Genomic DNA, 16,764 nt, shown 5'->3' with positions numbered 1-16,764 from the left:
TGGACGACCTGTCGACGCGCGACCCCACGCGTCACTCCACCGTGACGGACTTCGCGAGGTTGCGGGGCTGGTCGACGTCGTGGCCGAGCAGGGCGGCGTACTCGCAGGCGAAGATCTGCAGCGGGACCGTCGAGACGAGCGGCTGCAACAGGGTGGGCACCTTGGGCAGGCGGATGAGGTGGTCGGCGAAGGGGACGACCGACTCGTCACCCTCCTCGGCCAGCACGACGGTGCGCGCGCCACGGGCCCGCACCTCCTGGATGTTGCTGACGACCTTCTCGTGCACCTCGTCGCGACCCTCGGGCGGCACGACGACGAACACCGGCACGCCCTCCTCGATGACCGCGATGGGGCCGTGCTTGAGCTCGCCGGCCGCGAAGCCCTCGGCGTGCAAGTAGGCGAGCTCCTTGAGCTTGAGCGCGCCCTCCAGCGCCACCGGGTAGCCGACGTGACGGCCAAGGAAGATGAACGACGTCGCGCCGCTCAACTCCGCAGCCAGAGCGCGGATCCCCTCGGCGCCGTCGAGCACCCGCTGGATGGCGTCGGGGGTGGCGACGAGGTCGTCGAGGATGCGGGCGATCTCCTCGCCGTACATGGCGCCCTTGACCTGCGCCAGATACAGGCCGAGCACGTAGCAGGCCACGACCTGGGCGAGGAAGGCCTTCGTGGAGGCGACGGCGACCTCGGGGCCGGCGTGCGTGTAGATGACCGCGTCGGACTCGCGCGGGATGGTCGAGCCGTTGGTGTTGCAGATGCTCAGCACGCGGGCCTTCTGCTGACGCGCGTAGCGGATCGCCATGAGCGTGTCCATCGTCTCGCCGGACTGGCTGATGGTGACCACGAGCGTGGACTGGTCGAGGATCGGGTCGCGGTAGCGGAACTCGCTGGCCAGCTCGACCTCGACCGGGATGCGGGTCCAGTGCTCGATGGCGTACTTGGCGACCATCGCGGCGTAGTACGAGGTGCCGCAGGCGATGGCGATGATCTTGTCGACGCCCCGCAGCTCGTCGTCGGACAGGCGCATCTCGTCGAGCTGCAGGCGTCCGCCCGCCGTGTGGCGGCCGAGCAGGGTGTCGGCGACGGCCTTGGGCTGCTCGGCGATCTCCTTGAGCATGTACCACTCGTAGCCGTCCTTCTGGGCCGCGGAGAGGTCCCAGTCGACGGTGTAGGTGGTGGTCTCGGCGGGCGAGCCGTCGAAGCCGGTGACCTCGATGTCGTCGGGGGTGATGACGACGACCTGGTCCTGGCCGAGCTCGACGGCGACGTTGGTGTGCTCGATGAAGGCGGCGACGTCGGAGCCGAGGAAGTTCTCGCCCTCGCCACGACCGACGACGAGCGGCGAGTTGCGGCGCGCGCCGACGACGACGTCGGGGCTCTGGGCGTCGCAGATGACGAGCGTGAAGGCGCCCTCGAGGCGGCGGCAGACCGCGCGCACGGCGTCGGGCAGGGAGTCGCCGGCGGCCAGACGGTCGGCGACGAGGAAGGCGACGACCTCGGAGTCGGTCTCGCTGAGCAGGTCGCGGCCGGACGCCTCGACCTCATCGCGCAGCTCGGCGAAGTTCTCGATGATGCCGTTGTGCACGATGGCGACGCGGCCCGTGCCGTCGAGGTGCGGGTGCGCGTTGGCGTCGTTCGGTCCGCCGTGGGTGGCCCAACGCGTGTGGCCGATGCCGGTGGAGGCGGCCGGGAGCGGGTGCTCGGCGAGCACGCCGTCGAGGTTGACGAGCTTGCCGGCCTTCTTCGCCGAGGCGATCGTCCCGTCGGCGACCACCGCGACGCCGCCGGAGTCGTAGCCGCGGTACTCCAGCCTGCGCAGGCCGCCCATGACGACTTCGACGGCCGACCGCGGCCCCACATATCCGACGATTCCACACATGGTGATCAGGGTACCGACTCCGCTTCCGATCAGTGCCGGCGCGACAATGGTGTCCATGTCCCGCGAGCTGTCGCCCTACGTCGAGCTGGAGCGCGACGCCTGGGCCGCCCTGGCCGGCGACGCGCCGCTGCCGCTGACCGACGGCGAGCTGGCGCAGGTGCGCGGCATGGGCGAGGAGCTCGACCTCGAGGAGGTGCGCCAGGTCTACCTGCCGCTCACCGAGCTCATGGCGATGCGCATCCGGGCGGCGGCCGGATTGCACCGCGCGACCGAGAAGTTCCTCGGCAACCCGCAGCCGCAGCGCACCCCGTATGTGATCGGCGTGGGCGGCTCGGTGGCGGTCGGCAAGTCGACGGCGGCGCGGCTGATCCGCGAGCTGCTGGCGCACGGTCCGGGCCAACCGACCGTCGAGCTGGTGACCACCGACGGCTTCCTGCTGCCGAACGCCGAGCTGGAACGTCGCGGCATCCTCGACCGCAAGGGCTTCCCGGAGTCGTACGACCGCAAGGCGCTGCTGCGTTTCATCATGAGCGTGAAGTCGGGCGCGGAGACCGTCGAGGCTCCGGTGTACTCGCATCTGACCTATGACGTGACCGACGAGGTGGTCAGGCTGAACCGGCCCGACATCGTCATCGTCGAGGGTTTGAACGTGCTCGCCCCGGCGAAGAAGCGCGGCGACGGCAGTCCCGGCCTGGCGATCAGCGATTTCTTCGACTTCTCGGTCTACGTCGACGCCCGCAACCGCGACATCAAGCGCTGGTACATCGAGCGGTTCCTCGACCTGCGCCGCACCGCCTTCGCCGACCCCGACTCCTATTTCCACCGCTACGCCGACTACAGCGACGCCGAGGCGGTGGCCCGCGCGGAGTGGCTGTGGGACACGATCAACTGGCCGAACCTGCGCGAGAACATCACCACGACCCGGGGGCGGGCCGACCTCGTGTTGCGCAAGGACGCCAACCACTCGATCAAATGGGTGCGGCTGCGCAAGATGTGAGTCAGGCGGGAGATACCCTCTGTCTCTTTCGACTCAAACCGGCATCCTGATCTCATCTCTCGTTCTCGCTCCGTGAGAGGAACCCATCATGACCTGGCCAAGCCGTCTCACCGCAGTACCAACCTCTCGTTTGTTCCACGACCAAGAAGTGACGCCCTCCGCGAGAACCGAGGCATCACCCGAACAGTTGCGTCAGCACATGTCGCAGGTGCCAGCCGTGTATCAACGGCTTCGTGATGGCGCCAACGACGCTGATTTCGAGATGATGCGCTCCCATCCAGACCCGCGAGTACGCGCGATCGGCGAGTCGTACCACCACCTCTTCTCGCCCGCAGGACGTGACGGCCGCCTAGAAGCCGACTGGCGAGCTGACGGGAATCTGACGATCAACCGCGGACACCATCGTGTTGAAGCCGCCCGCGAGTTGGGACTCTCCTACCTTCCGGTGCATGTGCGCGCGCCAGACCAGACGACCTTGACCGAGGCCTGTCGCACCTATGAGAACGAAGTCGCCGCACGGGAGCCAGAAGTGGTGGCGGTTCATCGCCGCCTCGCCGCCGAACGCACTCGCAGGAGCATCGCCCAGCGCGATCCAGTGACGGGCCCACGGCTCGAGACGCGATCCGATGAGTGGACCCGTCCGTCCTCTCCGCGCCCCGAGCGATCCCGCTGATCCTCAGCGCTGGCGCATCTACGACAGGCTCAGACCAAGCGAGCGGCTGGTCTGCGCAAAGGATTGACGGCTCGTCGTGCTGAACTGTTTGACCACCAACAACTGCAACAACCGCTTCTCTTGCTCCGACGTCTGCGCCCTGGTGTGAAAACAAGTGTAGAAGACCGAGCCCCTCCCATACTCGGCATGCGCCATCAACGGCCGTCCCGCGTACTCGCCACTTCCACGCTGAGCGCGGATCAACGTCTCTCCGCCACCGTCGAGGAGCGCCCAGGAACCCAAGTCGAAGGTGATCTCGAGCGTTGATCCGACCACACTCTCAAGTTCCGAGTCCAGCACTTCAGCCTGCACCTTGCCAGCACGCCCGCGATGCCCACCGAAACGGAACAAACCAGGGAAGGCTCGGGAGATGAGAGTGTCCGCCCGATCAGAGGCGTAAACACATCCTCCTGCCTCGACGAAAGCCCGCAATCCCTCCGTATCAATCTCGTCTCCTGTGCCACAGTTGAGAAAAAGGATCGTACAGTCGTAGTCGCCTCCATAGGGCTCGTAAACAACTCCCATCGACCCGAGAATCCGCCCGATGTCGTCTGACCCAGGACTCGTCACATAGACTTTCTGCGCTCCGTATCGGTCGAGGTGCGGCCCGGGCGGGTACTCAGTGACGCCCGCCCCGTCGTAAGTCCGTCTACGCCACTTGCTCATCGTCGCTCTCCTCATCGGCATCGGCACGGGCGCGTTCGAGGAGACGCTGCGCGAAGAAGGCCAACGCGAACAGCGAGACGCCGAGCATTACCAAAATCCCACCAACCACAGGTGATCCTCCTTCTTCACGCAAAGACGACGAGGCCACCGCGTAGAGCGTCACGAACACCGCTGACCACAGCACGCACGACGGCGCCGCCCACGCCACGAACCGGCGGAAAGGGAAACCGTTGAGTCCCACCACGAAAGGGGTGACCGTTCGAAACACAGGGATGAAACGCGCGGCGAGGATCCACGGCCCGCCACGGCGTTCGACCTCGCGGGCGATCCGGCCGCTGCGCTCACGACCGGCGCGTCGGCGCAGCCAGCCGTGGCGGCGCGCGCCGCGCCTGGCCCACCGTCCCAGCCAGTAGCCGCTCACTTCGCCCGTGAACGCCCCGACCGAGACGCACACGCCGAGCAGCAGCCCCTCGCCGACACTCGCCACCGCGGCCGACGCGACCAGCATGACGAGGTCGCCGGGCACCGCGAGGCCGGTGACGATGTTGGTCTCCAACAGCGCCGCCAGCCCGGCCAGCAGCGCCCGCGCCGACGGGTCGAAGGTCTGGACCCAGTCGATCAGCTCCCCGGCGGGCGCGCCCAACGCGTCGAGCTGCTCCCACATCCAGTTCCAGAGGCGCCGGCCCGAGCCGTCGGGGATCATCGCGACGACTTCTTGAGCGTCAACCCTTGGGCCATCGAGGCGATGGAGTCGGCCAGCGTGTCGTTCGTCGCGGTGCGCGGGGCCGCCTCCTCGGTCGAGATCGTGGCGAGCTCCCGCGCGCTCCCCTCGCCCAGCCCGCAGGTGAGGATGCGGATGCCGTCGGCCACCAGTTCGGCGGCTTTGCGCTCAGCGGCGGCTTGCGGGCCCAAGTCGCCATCGCCGAAGATCGCCACCACTCGGTCGCCGACGTCGAGTGCCATCAGCTGCTCGTGGGCCTTGGTCAAGAACGGGACAGCCTTGTTGCCGCCTGACGCGCGAGCACGGTCGAGCAGTCCCCGGGCCGCCCTCGGGTCGGAACTCGGCGCGACATCGTCCTCGATACCGTGATGCCACAAGATGACACCGACCGAGTACCCCGCGTCCGCCGCCTCCTCGACGAAACGATGACAGCCCTCGACCGCCTTGCGGATCCGGTCGCCCGACATCGACCCGCTGACGTCGAGCGCCAACACCACCGCGCCGCCGAACTCCGAGCGCAGCCGCTGGAAATTCGGTCCGACCGGATGCTCGGTGACGCCGTCGGCGTCGAAGGTCCTGCGCGTCCACCCCGCCGCCACTACCGGTCACCTCCCAGTGTCAGACCGCCGACGGCCTGACGCTGGTCGGCGACCTCGGCGTCGTCGAGGACGCCGTGGATGAACGCCTCGACGACCAGGCTCGACTGTTTCTTGCCGTGGGAGGACTCCACGGAGATGCGCCCGTCGAGGCCGACCGAGACCCACAGCGACAGCGGACTGCCCGCCGGTCGCGGCGGAATCCCGACTATCTCACCCTCCAGAACAATGCGGTTGTCAGCCACGTCGTCAGAGACGACTGCGCCACCCTGCTCATAGAGCTGGATCCGCGCCCGGTCCTGGTCATTGACAATCGTCGCCACGACATGCTCATGGCGCTCGATCGGCAACGGCGTGTTCGCCGGAATGAAGTGCTGAACGTACGGATCCTCACGCCACGGCTCCTGGCTGGAGTGAGTCAAAAGACCGATCGAGCGTGGCAGAACCGGCGTGATGCGACGCATGTCGCCCAACGCTCCCGCTCGCGTCGCCAACGACACCCCTGCGCTCCGCGACGCGTCGGCCAACTGCTCGGCCAGGACCGCTGCGCCGCGTGCCACCGCCTTGTCCGGATCGACCAACTTGACCGGCAGGCCAAGGCTGCTGGCCAGGGACTCCCGGATCATCGGCATACGCGTCGATCCACCGACAAGCAGGATCTGGTCAGGTCGCGGCGCGCCCATGCCCGCCGCCGACTCCACCACACGGCCGACCGTCTCCAAACACTGGGCGATCAAACCTCGCGTCGCCTCCTCGAACGCCACGCGCGTGATTCGCAGTTCGATTGTTCTGCCCTTGAAGCGGACCCGTTCCGTCACACGGTCCCGACCCGTGAGTTGACGCTTGATCCGCTCGCTCGCCGCCTCGATCGCGCCCATGACATCGTCGTCGTAGTGCAGATCATCTGCGTCGGAGAGTTCGTCGACCTGCTCCCAAAGAAGTTCTTGGATAGCGCTGTCCCAGTCGAGGCCACCAAGGCGGGTCTCACCGTCGACCGCCCAAACTCGTGGAGTCCCCCGGTCCATACCGACCATAGCGACGTCGAAAGTGCCGCCACCGAGATCGAAGACCAGGGAAGTCAACTGGGGCTCGTCAGCCAGGCCGTAGGCGTAGGCGGCGGCGACTGGTTCCGCAAGCAACTCCAGACATCGCAACCCGGCGATTTCGGCCGCCGCCGATGTCGCTTCTTTCTCCGCCACGCCGAAATACGCTGGAACCGTGATCACCGCCACAAGGTCGTCGGCCGACACTCCGAGGTCTGCGGCGGCATCGGCGGCGAGCTGTCGCAAGATGATCCCAGAAACACCCTCGGGGGTGTACGTGGTCCCGTGGAACTCCAATGGGAAGTCCTGCCCCATCTGTCGCTTGATCCCAACCACGACATTCTCCGCGTCGCGGCCAAGCATGCGTTTCGCCTCCTCGCCGACCAGAACAGATCCCACAGCGTCGAAGTACACCGCTGACGGCGTGAGCTCACTGTCATCAGTGCTCCGAACGACCCGTTCTCGTCCGCCGAAGGGTTGATGGACAACACAGGAGTAAGTCGTCCCCAGATCGATCCCGATGCTGACGGTCATCACGAATCCCACGGCCAAGGGATGAAGCTGGCCACGGCCGACTGCATCTCCATGAGGTCGTACAGCGCCGAGTCCAGCAGCCGCTGCGCGTTGTTGTCGGTGAACGACCACACCAACAACGCGATGACCGCGAGGGCGACCAAGACGAGGTGGACAACGCTCCAACACGTGCGGAAAGTCCAATAGATGAGCGGTATGCCGTCTTTCATGCTTCTCCTCCTGTCTGTGCCCCGACCATCTGCCCCGGGAGCACCGCGAGTCTGGTGTCGGCCTCGCTCAACGCCCAGTCGATGACGCGTAGCGGGTGCGTCGGGTCGAAGCTGTCGCGGCATTGATAGGAATCCACCGCGAAGTACGAGACGTTCTTGAAGTCCCGCCGGATCCGGCGTACCAAACCGCTTCCGCCTCGGTCTTCCAGCCAACTCTTGACCGAGTCGGAGTCGGCTGGATCCAACGCCCCGATCGTCGGCACGCCACGCAGCACATCGACCTTGGTCATGACGACCGCGAGACGTTTGCCGTCCAACGAGATGCCAGACGCCTTCAACCGTTCGACCACGCTGTCGTAGGAATCCTCCGGATCGCCTTGAGCCACCGCGACCGTCCCATCAGCCTTCGCCACTCGCAATTGGTCGTGAACCAACGGCAACGCCAGCGGGTCGAGGACGAACAGAAGCACTTCGGAGGTGTCGATATAACTCAAGGCCTGCGACCTCTGCCAGTCGCGGAAGTACTCGCCAGCCGCGTCGATCGCTTGGATCTCAACTATTTTGCCGTCTCGTTCCATCGCGAACGGAAGAGCCGCCGGAAGATCCTCGTGAGTCCTGGTGAATCGATGGTTGGAAGCGATCGAGGCCTTGGCTGTTGTAAAGAACTCCTCCGCACGGTCGTTGAGCGGGCTTAGCGCGCCGCGCAGGCCGGTCAATATCTGATCGAGCCCCACCAGCCCGCTGGAAAGAAACTGAGTCTTGCCCGCCCCGACCGCGCCCATCACCGGCAGCATCACCACCTGACGGGTCCCGCTACCCTTCGGAAGTTCTGTGTCACAGAAGGGACACAGCGTCACCAAGTGCTTCGCGGCCGCCCCGACGGTTGTGGGAAAGCCGGTGCCACAACCACAACGACGGTGCACGATCCCCAACGGGCCCGGACGAATATCGCGATGGATGGCTGAGCATGCGGGACTCGCGCACCGGTAGCTGGGGATCGTCGTCTGCCGGTAACAACCAGGATTCACACAACGCAGATCAGCCTTGTCTCGTCGGCGAAGCCACCGATCATAGAAGTCGTGAACGAAGATCGCCACTCGTTGCGCGGCATAGACGAGCCCGCCCAACAACGCCATCACCACCAGCCAGGTCACGATCGAGGCCCAAACTCCGACCGTGAACCCCAGCACTGGCGCCCAGAACAGGGCGACCCACACCCAGAAGAAATCGTCTTCGGTGGCGAACCAGTCCCACAGGTCGATGAAGATCTGCTTTGTGCGGGCGACAACCGCCGTCGCGTCCCGTCGGGCTTGGTGCGGGTTGTACACCGGCCAAGCCCAGTCCCAGTCGAACGCCATCGCACGCCCGCCAGGCGCGGCGCCGAGAACGTTGCCCGCACGTACCTCGTCGGGGCTCGCAATGGCAGCCGCATGCACGCCGCGCCCGGTGAGCACCCGCACGGGGATGGCCAAGCCCACGACAATGCCGCTGAGGAGTCCGCCGAAGAACAGAACGGTCCACGCCACCAACACCCAAGCGAAAACCCGCAACAGCACCGCCAACACGGTCCAGACAACGAAAAATACCGCCACCACACCCGCGCATAGCCCGAGGAGCCAAAATCCGAGTTCTTCCATCACTCAGTCCTTTCCACGACTGAAGAATCCACCGGAACGAGGCTTCGTCCGACGTGGCTGTTCCCCCCGACCGCCCGACCGTCGAGAACCACGACGACGCGGGTTCTCCCCCTCGGGCAAGTACTCCTCCACCCCAGCGAGGCGTGGTTGTTTGCAGGCCAACTCAATCAACTTCGGGTGACGACGAGCTATCTCCCTCAGAACGTCGTCGGCGGCCTTCCTAACGCCTTCGTGCGGTGACTCCAAAGCTTCAAGAGCCTTGCCGACCCCCTTGAGCGCGCGATCCTCGGCGACGTGGCCCGCGTGCTCCATGAGCGCCGCACGGACAGCCGCGTCGCCCCAGTCGCCAGCAGCCCGGTAGAGCTTGTCTCTCTCAGTCTCGCTTCCCGACGCGAGGAGCAACCGACCAATGCCGGCTGCGAGGAACGGCGTGATCGTCGGCGCGTCCACGGTGATGTCAGCCAGCGACTGCTTCGGCTGGCGAGGCATATGGCGCAACAAATCCTCAACCACTCGACGAGCGGCGAGATAAGACTTGGCGAAGCGGGCGAGGGAAGGCTGCGCACGATCAGCCAACACGGTCATCAATGGCAGCCAGGCGTCACCCGGAGGAACATCCTGTGACAACGGTGGAGGCGAGCTAGCAGCCATCCGGTTGACCGCCTCGATCACTGCCGCTTCCAGCTCCTGCGGCATACCCTGTCGTTCGATCCAGGTCGTCCAAAGCAAAGCCGACTCCGGCAGACGCGTGTCGCCCAGCACGATCTGCCATGCCTGCTCCGGCAGACGTCCAGCTCGTTCCAACGGTTCGCGGCGGTCCGCCGGGGCGAGTCGGCCGAGCTTGCTCACACTCATCCACTCGTGCAGTTCTGGCTGGTCGACAGTCGAGGGCAGGAAATCCCAGACGCCTTCGCCAACCGCGTCGACCACCTGAAGGTCACGAGCACGCAGCCCAGCGAGCAACTGTCGCGCCACCGACTCCTTGATCAGTGATCCTCCCAACCATCGCTCCACTGCGCCGTCACGGCCGAGACTCGGGTCACGCAGCCAGGCGGCCGCCATACGGTCCAGCGCTGGGCTGACGGCCGACCGAGTGACCCGCCCGTTGACCAACGACGCGGCGGTCAAAGCGGTCGGCAAGCGAGACTCCGACGTCTGGTCCAACACATGGACCACGCACGACCCCGCCGCATCCTGTTCCTCGACCGACGACCATCGCAACGGCGCCGTGAGCATCGCCAACTCCGCTAGGAACACGCTGCCGGCATCGGGGCGGGCGGCAGCTGCTTCGAGGGTTGGTAACGCCATCGCCATCGCCATCTCGGGAACGCCAGCCGAGAACATCGCACGCATCGTCCGACCTGTCCGGGAGAAGTCCTCCGCTGTCCGCGGCCCGTAGGAGACAATCGCCTCACACAACTCGTCCTCGTACAGCCGCAAGTCGTCGTCTTTGCCCGCGCCCACCAACTGTTCCGCGACGGTCATCGCGATGTCCCACGCGGGCCGCCCGGCGGTGACGGCGCCCTCGACCGCGACGAGGCTCGCAGCCTTGTTCGCCATCTTCGGGCCCAGCGCGCTCTCCCAACGACGAGCGATGTCGATAGCCTCCAGGGCGTCATCCATCCCACGGTCGACCACCCAGGAAGCTCGTTCCCTCGCGCTGTCAGTCGGAGTGATCTGCGGCATGCTTCGAGCGACAAGGTCGAGGACGTTGCCCGAATTCAAGTCAACCGATCCGAACTCGGGGCTGAATCCAACAATCCGTGCGCCGGAGCCGACCCGATTCGGATTCTCCACCAGAGCGCGGAAGGGGGTGTCGTGGGCGGTCTGCGCGTCGAGGAACAAGGTGCCCAGCGCGATCCAGCGCATCACCACCTCGATGTCGGGGTGGACCAGGATCAACTTGCGCGGTTGCTCCGCGACGGCCTCGTCCAGCATCGTCAGATAGTGCGGGAGGATCGAGGTCGCCCATGAGTCTTCGGTGATCAGCTCCGCGAGCGCGTCGACCTCGAACTCCGGCCGGATCCGCAGCGGCGTGGTCCAGGCCTCGATCCGCGGGCTCGAGGCCTTCTCCAGACGCCAGTCGAGCGCCCCGAACAACTGTGCCGGCCGATAGGGCAGGAAATCGTTCGGGTCCGAGGTGACGATGGTCTGCGTCAGCTGGTTGCCTGCGCGGCCGCTGTTCGTCGCACCGGTCGACCGGCCCCGCGACAGATAGCTCCGTCCGTCGTCAGAGGTGACGTACACGCAGGTCGGGGGGTGGCTGAGCGCGTCGTGGCTCAGCGACCAGGCCGAGGTCACGATGTGTTGCAGCGGTCCGCGGATCCGTTGCAGATCGGCGCCGGTGATCCCAGCGGAGACGGCTTGGAAGTTGAATCCGTCGACGCCGTCGACGGCCTCGCTGGCCAGGACATCGGTGTAGACGGTCACGTCGAAGGACATCTCAGCCACCCGCCTTCGGCAGGAAGCCACGGTCAGCCATGAGCCAGAGCAGCGGCTCGGCGACCCGATGGGGCAGCAGTCCACGGTTGTTCATCCGACCCGCGCGGTAGTCCGGCTCGGCGCCGAGCGCCGACGCCCCGAAAAGTCGGTAGGTCTCGTAGTTACGATCAAGCTTTTGAATGAGGCTGGCCCCACCCCACTGCTCGATCATGGAGCCGACATGGTCGTGCACGGTCTGCGACTCGCCCTCGTCGAAGACCGGTCGCGTCGAGGACGGTTGACGCAGCGGATGGTCGGCGGGGATCTCGTCGAAGAAGGCGTCGATCTTGCTGATGACGACCGCGACCGGCTGCTTGATCTTCTTGTTGCGCTTGACCTTACCGACGGCTCTGAGCACCGTTGTCAGCGCCGCCAGCACCGACTCCGGACCCGTCTCAGGCAACCACGCCCCCCGGTCGTCGGCCCGTGCCCGGTTGGCGGGGAAGCCGAAAGGGTCGAGCAGCAAGATCACGCCAGAGGTCGCGCCCAGGTATACCTGGCTCATCGCATGCTCCGTGGTGGCGAAGTCCTCACCAGCGTTGTCGTAGAACGAGAACACCGTCGACTCTTCTGTCGCGCGACCCAACGCGTTCTTGCGCGAGTAAAGCCACTGGTAGACAACGGGGTCCTTCTTGCCACTTGAGCTGTTCTCAGGAGTCTGTCCTGGCAGCCCGCCGCTGGACTGGAGCATCCTGTCTCGGTTTTCTTTCAGGACCAGGGAGAGCCCTGAGCTACCACCGACAGGGTCGATTGAGGCGTCGAAGCGGTCCTCCACGCCGTTCTTCAACTCGTCGTGCAGCACCGACAGCATCACGGTCTTGCCCGAGCCGCGCACGCCAACGAGACCGAACAGGGCCGAGTCCGCGCCATAAGCATCAGGAAGGAGCGAATGGCACTCCGGGCACATGGGCAAGCCCGGTTCAGCCCCACACCCCCGACATAACCCTTTAGGCGCATCGTGAGGAATGACCGGAGCATACTCATCAGTGTCTCCAAAATATCGGACTCTCACCTCATCTCGAGTCTTTCCGCAAGGCTTTTTCCCTGCCTTCTGAAGACCCGAGCACCGATAAGCGAGTTTTCGCGTGTCAATCTCGACGTAGCAGTACGGGCAGGGAGCCGTGGACTTGAAAAGAGCCATATTTTCACCTCGTGGCATTCGTGAAAAATAAATCAGTCGCGCTCGGTACGTCCTAGACTGGAGACAAACCCCTCACGTCCAGGAACCACCGCAGTACCCCACCGACATTTGACCCGAAGGTCGAGCCAAGAACAGAAGCACCGAAAAAACAAGTCTGCGAGAAGTTCTTCTCAATAGTTGTCACGATCTCGCCACAGTGGTTCTCATTCAGGAGACGGAGGATCTCCTCGCTTGGGGGATACGCGTTCGACAACGACTCCTCGAACAGGTCGGTCTTTGTCACAACCACAGCGAGAGGCGTGTCGATGGGCTGGTTTTTCTTCAACCCGTTCCTCACACGCAACAACGCCACCAAAGACTCGACCATCTCTTTCGTTTGGCCGATGCTCGGACCCAGAATGTCACCTTCACACTCCCGATGCGTCTTGACAGTGGCTCCGTCCAGCACCAACAGAAGCTCCGTCGCGCCGCTGAGGTAGTCACCCGCCACCTGATCGACGCGGACCGACGACGCGAAATCCGAACCTGAAGGATCATGAAACGAGACAACGGCCTCTTCCGATCGCCCAGCGCGGTCGTACCAGCTCAACGCGTAGGCAGCGGGGGCTGAATCAAAGAACCTGACTGTCTGCGGAGGCAACAACTCGCCTGACGATCCACGCAAATCCCTCCAGTACTTTTCGAGTAGATCGCATCCTCCCGCTTCGGGCACGGCATGAACAGCCACTGCCGACTGCAACGGGAACATCTCCGTCAACCAACCGTGGTAAGCCGCCAACAACACCGACTTGCCCGAGTTGAAACCACCGATCACCCCCATTGACAGGGTCGTCGACGAGATCGCCGCGGGAAGGAACGAATGACATTCCGTGCAGACACGCACCTGGGCGTCACCGCCACAGACCATGCAGCGGACTCGTCCGCTCCCGATCGTCACGGGACCGCGAACAGATCTATCCTGAAAACGTTCCCGCCGCACCGGGTCGACTTTGCGAGAGCAGCCTCCCCCGTTCATCTCGCCTAGGACGCACCGGTAGGCCTGATAGTGGTCACTGGCGACCGCGAAGCAGTGAGGACAACGCGTGACCGTTGCGCGACGACGAGGCATCAGGATCCCTTCATTTGACTGGTCGGAGGATCTTCGAGCCGGACCTTCGCGCCCTCATCAGCGAAAACTCGCACCCAGAACGGGGGGACGACCTTGCCGAAATCCACCTCGAAGGTCGCCGCCCCCGGGGTCTCACCCGCGCCGAGATCGACGGAGCAACCGATGGCCACATGTCCGTCGGTAACAGCTCTGGGCATGAACTTGGCCTCTTTGAGTACCACCATGAGCGGGAGCGTCCCGCGGAAGTCCGCCGCGGTGACGGTGACCACAGCCTTGCCCTTGCCGCCCAGCCGGGAACGTTTCACCGACAGCGAATAGCCCACCACCGGCACCGCACCACCCTCAGCGAGCGCGACCCTCACCGGCGAGAACACCCACCGCTCGCCCTCGTAGACCACCACGGTCGAGAGTGTCAGCTCCCTCACGTGATCGGCGCCGGGCAGGCGCGGTCCTCCCTCACGGAGGTAGGCCGTCCGCGTGACCTCACGCGTTCGGCGCTGACCGGCTGCCGTCCAAGCGATCTCGACGTTGTAGTTGCCTTCCGGCCACTCCCACGACAGACGCAACTCGTTGCCCAATCGGTCGACCTCTGGATGGCGAACAGGCGGAGCGCTTCCCTCGATTACCGCGGCTCCCACCAGGCCACCGTCACCATCGACCGTCACCGGGACGAGACGGCTGACGTCAGGCAGGGCGTCGAAGTCTCGCACCGTCCGGCCGTCGGAGGCCGGTCCGGGCTTCAGGGTGATCCGGCTGCCCTTCTTCGCAGCCAGGTCGACGTTGGACAACGACAAGCCTGGCCTGAGCTTCTCCTCCACAGGAAAGACCCACAGCTCGACCGTGTAGCCGATGATGGTTGACCAACTCGCACGGTGCCCGCCCTCGACCGACTCGACGCGGAGATCATCGACGGGACGGATCAGACCACGCGGGATAGCGTCGATTTCCGCCGGAGCGGACGAGCGCCGTTCGCCCCCGGGCAACAGATAGACCGCCGTGGCGGCGAACCGATACTTCGTTCCGGTTCGCAACCCGGACACCGAAAGCTGGCCCGGTGTCGAGGGCCGGTGCTCACGTAGCGAACCATCGGGCGCGATTTCCGTAATCACGACGCCGGAGGCCTGCGGAGGCGTCGACCACGACAGCGCGACGTCTGTGACGCCCGCCGAGGCCGTGAGGTCCGACGGCGCGGGCAGCACCGTCGTCGTCGTGACGGACGGATCTGAGAAGTGCGCCCCGTCCTTCGAGGCGAACACCGCGTAGTGCAGCGACCGACCGACCAGGGGACGCGGATCGTGGAAGCGCCCCTCCGTGATGTTCGTGGTGAGCACGTCACCGTCGCTGGGGCCGACCGGGATGGCGCCAGCGGAGCGGACCACCGTATAGCGAGCCTCTGCCCCGGCGCCAGACCAGGTGATATCGACGCCTTGGCCCGCGCTCCGCGCCACTACCGCACCTGGTGGCGGCGGCGGAAGGACAGCCAACCTCGACGCCAGCGTCTCATCCCCCACGTCGACGCTCATCGCGCCGCGCAGCGCCGTCTCGGCGGCCGCGTAGTCACGGCGTCGGCGGGCTACCTCGTACTCGGCGAGCAGATCGCGTTTCTTCTTCTCCGCGGCCTCGAGACGCAATCCGAGCTGCGCCTTCTCGACAGCCTCATCCTCGGACATCTCCGGCAAGGCGTCGAAGAGCCGCCGCGCCTCGTCCAGAGCTCCGGCCACGAGCTTGTCCGTGACGTCGGCCAAACCGCGCGCCTGGCCCGCCTCTGACAGCTTCACCACGATGCGCGAGGCGTCGACCTCGGCGAGTCCAAGGTCGACTAGGTGGTTGCGGACACTCAATTTGGTGCGACCGCTGTTCAGCAAGGACTCCGCCTGCCCCATCACCGAGACCAACGCCATCTGATGCAACTCGCTCTGCGAGCCCAGGAGCTTGACCTTGGACAACGCGTCTTTGACGTCCTGGTGGGTTTTCGCGTTGAAGCGCCTCGCCGCTTTCTCCAGCTCCTTCGCCGCAGTGCCGACGTGGCTCAGGGATATCTCCGTGCGCCGACCGTTCTCCTCGAAGGACAGCTCGTCGACCACACGGACAGCCATCGGTTTGGCCGTCGAGGTCGACCACACGAGGGCATCGACAATGGTGCGGAACTCTGGATGCTTGGTGACATCCTGGATCTTCTTGACCGGCTTGTCCTCAGGCGGCTCGAAGTCAGGTCGAACCTCGACCCCTTGCGCGTTGAGCGCCATGACGAGATCGCGCTGCGGCACGCCGGAGAGGCCCTCGTTAGCGGCGAGTTCGGTCGCCTCCTCAATAGTCAGCAGCTTCAACGGGCGGTCCTGAGCGATCATGCGCGCGAAGTTCTCAAGCTGCCCCTTGAGCGCCTGCCCTCGCTCAGCCATCAGCGCGCCCCACAACGCAGGGTCGTCCAACTGACCGAACTTGCCCAACTCATCGAGCAACCGCGTCAGCAACAACGGCCCCGACCCGAGACGCGCATTCTTGTTCAACGCCTTCTTGACTCCCCTGAGGTGCGCGCCGAGTTCCGCCGCCGACATCGAGGGGTCGACGCCGAGCAACTCGCCCAGGTCGAGACGAGCCGCCACCTCGACCTTGGGCTTTGGCGCGTCCAACGCCCGCAACACCTGATTCAACGCGTCGAGTCGCGCGCTGTCTTTGGCTAGCGGCCGCAAGACCTCCTCCGCGTACGCCCTCTGATCGAAACTCATGCGTCCTGCCTTTCTCGGCGGGCGGCATCCAGCAACCGGCGCGCGTGGATCGCGGCGCCCTGGGCGACCGCCAGGTCGAAACCCGTCGGCTGGGGATCCCAGCCCAGCTGGCTCCGCAGCGCCTCGTCGACCATCGGCATGCGCGCGGAGCCGCCCGCGAGGAGCACCCGGTCGATCGTCAGCCCCGACGCCTTCTCCTGCGCCGTCTTCACCGTCCGCCGCGCCGTGTCCAGGGTCTGCGTCAACAGATGCCGCGTCGCCTCCTCGAAATCGGCCCGCGTGACACTGACCTGCTCGTCTTTGTCCTGATAGCGGCA

At 65.4% G+C, this 16,764-nt stretch carries 14 protein-coding genes; 2 read left to right on the top strand and 12 right to left on the bottom strand.

What is annotated here, in order from left to right:
- Positions 1-31 precede the first annotated feature (31 nt).
- Positions 32-1,876 (bottom strand): glutamine--fructose-6-phosphate transaminase (isomerizing), encoded by a 1,845-nt coding sequence (gene glmS, locus QM621_RS09795; protein WP_414990192.1) that lies wholly within the window; start codon positions 1,874-1,876, stop codon positions 32-34.
- A gap of 46 nt (positions 1,877-1,922) precedes the next feature.
- Between glmS and coaA the strand changes: the two genes are divergently transcribed.
- The gene (gene coaA, locus QM621_RS09790; protein WP_414990191.1) at positions 1,923-2,873 is read left to right on the top strand and encodes a type I pantothenate kinase; all 951 of its coding nucleotides are present in this window, start codon (positions 1,923-1,925) and stop codon (positions 2,871-2,873) included.
- Between the two features lie 88 nt (positions 2,874-2,961).
- Positions 2,962-3,546, top strand: a complete 585-nt coding sequence (locus QM621_RS09785) for a hypothetical protein (RefSeq protein ID WP_414990190.1) — start codon at positions 2,962-2,964, stop codon at positions 3,544-3,546.
- Positions 3,547-3,564: 18 nt separating this feature from the next.
- Here QM621_RS09785 and QM621_RS09780 read toward each other — a convergent pair whose 3' ends face one another.
- The 11 genes from QM621_RS09780 to QM621_RS09730 all read right to left on the bottom strand — a co-directional run.
- Positions 3,565-4,251 carry a hypothetical protein gene (locus QM621_RS09780; protein WP_414990189.1) on the bottom strand — a complete coding sequence of 229 codons (687 nt, stop codon included), beginning with the start codon at positions 4,249-4,251 and terminating at the stop codon, positions 3,565-3,567.
- Entirely contained in the window at positions 4,235-4,954 is a 720-nt protein-coding gene (locus QM621_RS09775) for a DedA family protein (RefSeq protein ID WP_414990188.1), read from the bottom strand. The genes QM621_RS09780 and QM621_RS09775 overlap by 17 nt, the downstream gene beginning before the upstream one ends.
- Positions 4,951-5,571, bottom strand: coding sequence for a vWA domain-containing protein (locus QM621_RS09770; protein ID WP_414990187.1), 621 nt, complete (start codon positions 5,569-5,571; stop codon positions 4,951-4,953). Before QM621_RS09770 ends, QM621_RS09775 begins: the two co-directional genes overlap by 4 nt.
- Positions 5,571-7,145 carry an Hsp70 family protein gene (locus QM621_RS09765; protein WP_414990186.1) on the bottom strand — a complete coding sequence of 525 codons (1,575 nt, stop codon included), beginning with the start codon at positions 7,143-7,145 and terminating at the stop codon, positions 5,571-5,573. The genes QM621_RS09770 and QM621_RS09765 overlap by 1 nt, the downstream gene beginning before the upstream one ends.
- Positions 7,145-7,354, bottom strand: coding sequence for a hypothetical protein (locus QM621_RS09760; protein WP_414990185.1), 210 nt, complete (start codon positions 7,352-7,354; stop codon positions 7,145-7,147). The genes QM621_RS09765 and QM621_RS09760 overlap by 1 nt, the downstream gene beginning before the upstream one ends.
- A complete protein-coding gene (locus QM621_RS09755; protein ID WP_414990184.1) occupies positions 7,351-8,991 on the bottom strand; it encodes a TRAFAC clade GTPase domain-containing protein in 1,641 nt (546 codons plus the stop codon). Before QM621_RS09755 ends, QM621_RS09760 begins: the two co-directional genes overlap by 4 nt.
- A 3-nt stretch (positions 8,992-8,994) precedes the next feature.
- The gene (locus QM621_RS09750) at positions 8,995-11,433 is read right to left on the bottom strand and encodes a hypothetical protein (RefSeq protein WP_414990212.1); all 2,439 of its coding nucleotides are present in this window, start codon (positions 11,431-11,433) and stop codon (positions 8,995-8,997) included.
- Position 11,434: 1 nt separating this feature from the next.
- Entirely contained in the window at positions 11,435-12,307 is an 873-nt protein-coding gene (locus QM621_RS09745; protein WP_414990183.1) for a hypothetical protein, read from the bottom strand.
- Positions 12,308-12,665: 358 nt separating this feature from the next.
- Positions 12,666-13,370: a hypothetical protein gene (locus QM621_RS09740; protein ID WP_414990182.1), complete on the bottom strand. Its 705-nt coding sequence runs from the start codon at positions 13,368-13,370 to the stop codon at positions 12,666-12,668.
- Between the two features lie 350 nt (positions 13,371-13,720).
- Positions 13,721-16,447: a hypothetical protein gene (locus QM621_RS09735; RefSeq protein WP_414990181.1), complete on the bottom strand. Its 2,727-nt coding sequence runs from the start codon at positions 16,445-16,447 to the stop codon at positions 13,721-13,723.
- The coding region (locus tag QM621_RS09730) for an Hsp70 family protein (RefSeq protein WP_414990180.1) at positions 16,444-16,764 on the bottom strand (321 nt) is incomplete at its 5' end. The genes QM621_RS09730 and QM621_RS09735, both read right to left, overlap by 4 nt.

This window comes from Aeromicrobium sp. (assembly GCF_047606445.1).
Classification (GTDB): Bacteria; Actinomycetota; Actinomycetes; order Propionibacteriales; family Nocardioidaceae; genus Aeromicrobium.
The sequence above is the reverse complement of the archived record's forward strand: the minus strand, read 5'-3'. Positions and strand labels throughout refer to the sequence as shown.

What these genes read in the sequence shown, in the direction of transcription:
- glmS (WP_414990192.1), bottom strand. Translation starts at nt 1,876, where the DNA reads ATGTGTGGAATCGTCGGATATGTGGGGCCGCGGTCGGCCGTCGAAGTC.
- coaA (WP_414990191.1), top strand. Translation starts at nt 1,923, where the DNA reads ATGGTGTCCATGTCCCGCGAGCTGTCGCCCTACGTCGAGCTGGAGCGC.
- QM621_RS09785 (WP_414990190.1), top strand. Translation starts at nt 2,962, where the DNA reads ATGACCTGGCCAAGCCGTCTCACCGCAGTACCAACCTCTCGTTTGTTC.
- QM621_RS09780 (WP_414990189.1), bottom strand. Translation starts at nt 4,251, where the DNA reads ATGAGCAAGTGGCGTAGACGGACTTACGACGGGGCGGGCGTCACTGAG.
- QM621_RS09775 (WP_414990188.1), bottom strand. Translation starts at nt 4,954, where the DNA reads ATGATCCCCGACGGCTCGGGCCGGCGCCTCTGGAACTGGATGTGGGAG.
- QM621_RS09765 (WP_414990186.1), bottom strand. Translation starts at nt 7,145, where the DNA reads ATGACCGTCAGCATCGGGATCGATCTGGGGACGACTTACTCCTGTGTT.
- QM621_RS09760 (WP_414990185.1), bottom strand. Translation starts at nt 7,354, where the DNA reads ATGAAAGACGGCATACCGCTCATCTATTGGACTTTCCGCACGTGTTGG.
- QM621_RS09755 (WP_414990184.1), bottom strand. Translation starts at nt 8,991, where the DNA reads ATGGAAGAACTCGGATTTTGGCTCCTCGGGCTATGCGCGGGTGTGGTG.
- QM621_RS09750 (WP_414990212.1), bottom strand. Translation starts at nt 11,433, where the DNA reads ATGTCCTTCGACGTGACCGTCTACACCGATGTCCTGGCCAGCGAGGCC.
- QM621_RS09735 (WP_414990181.1), bottom strand. Translation starts at nt 16,447, where the DNA reads ATGAGTTTCGATCAGAGGGCGTACGCGGAGGAGGTCTTGCGGCCGCTA.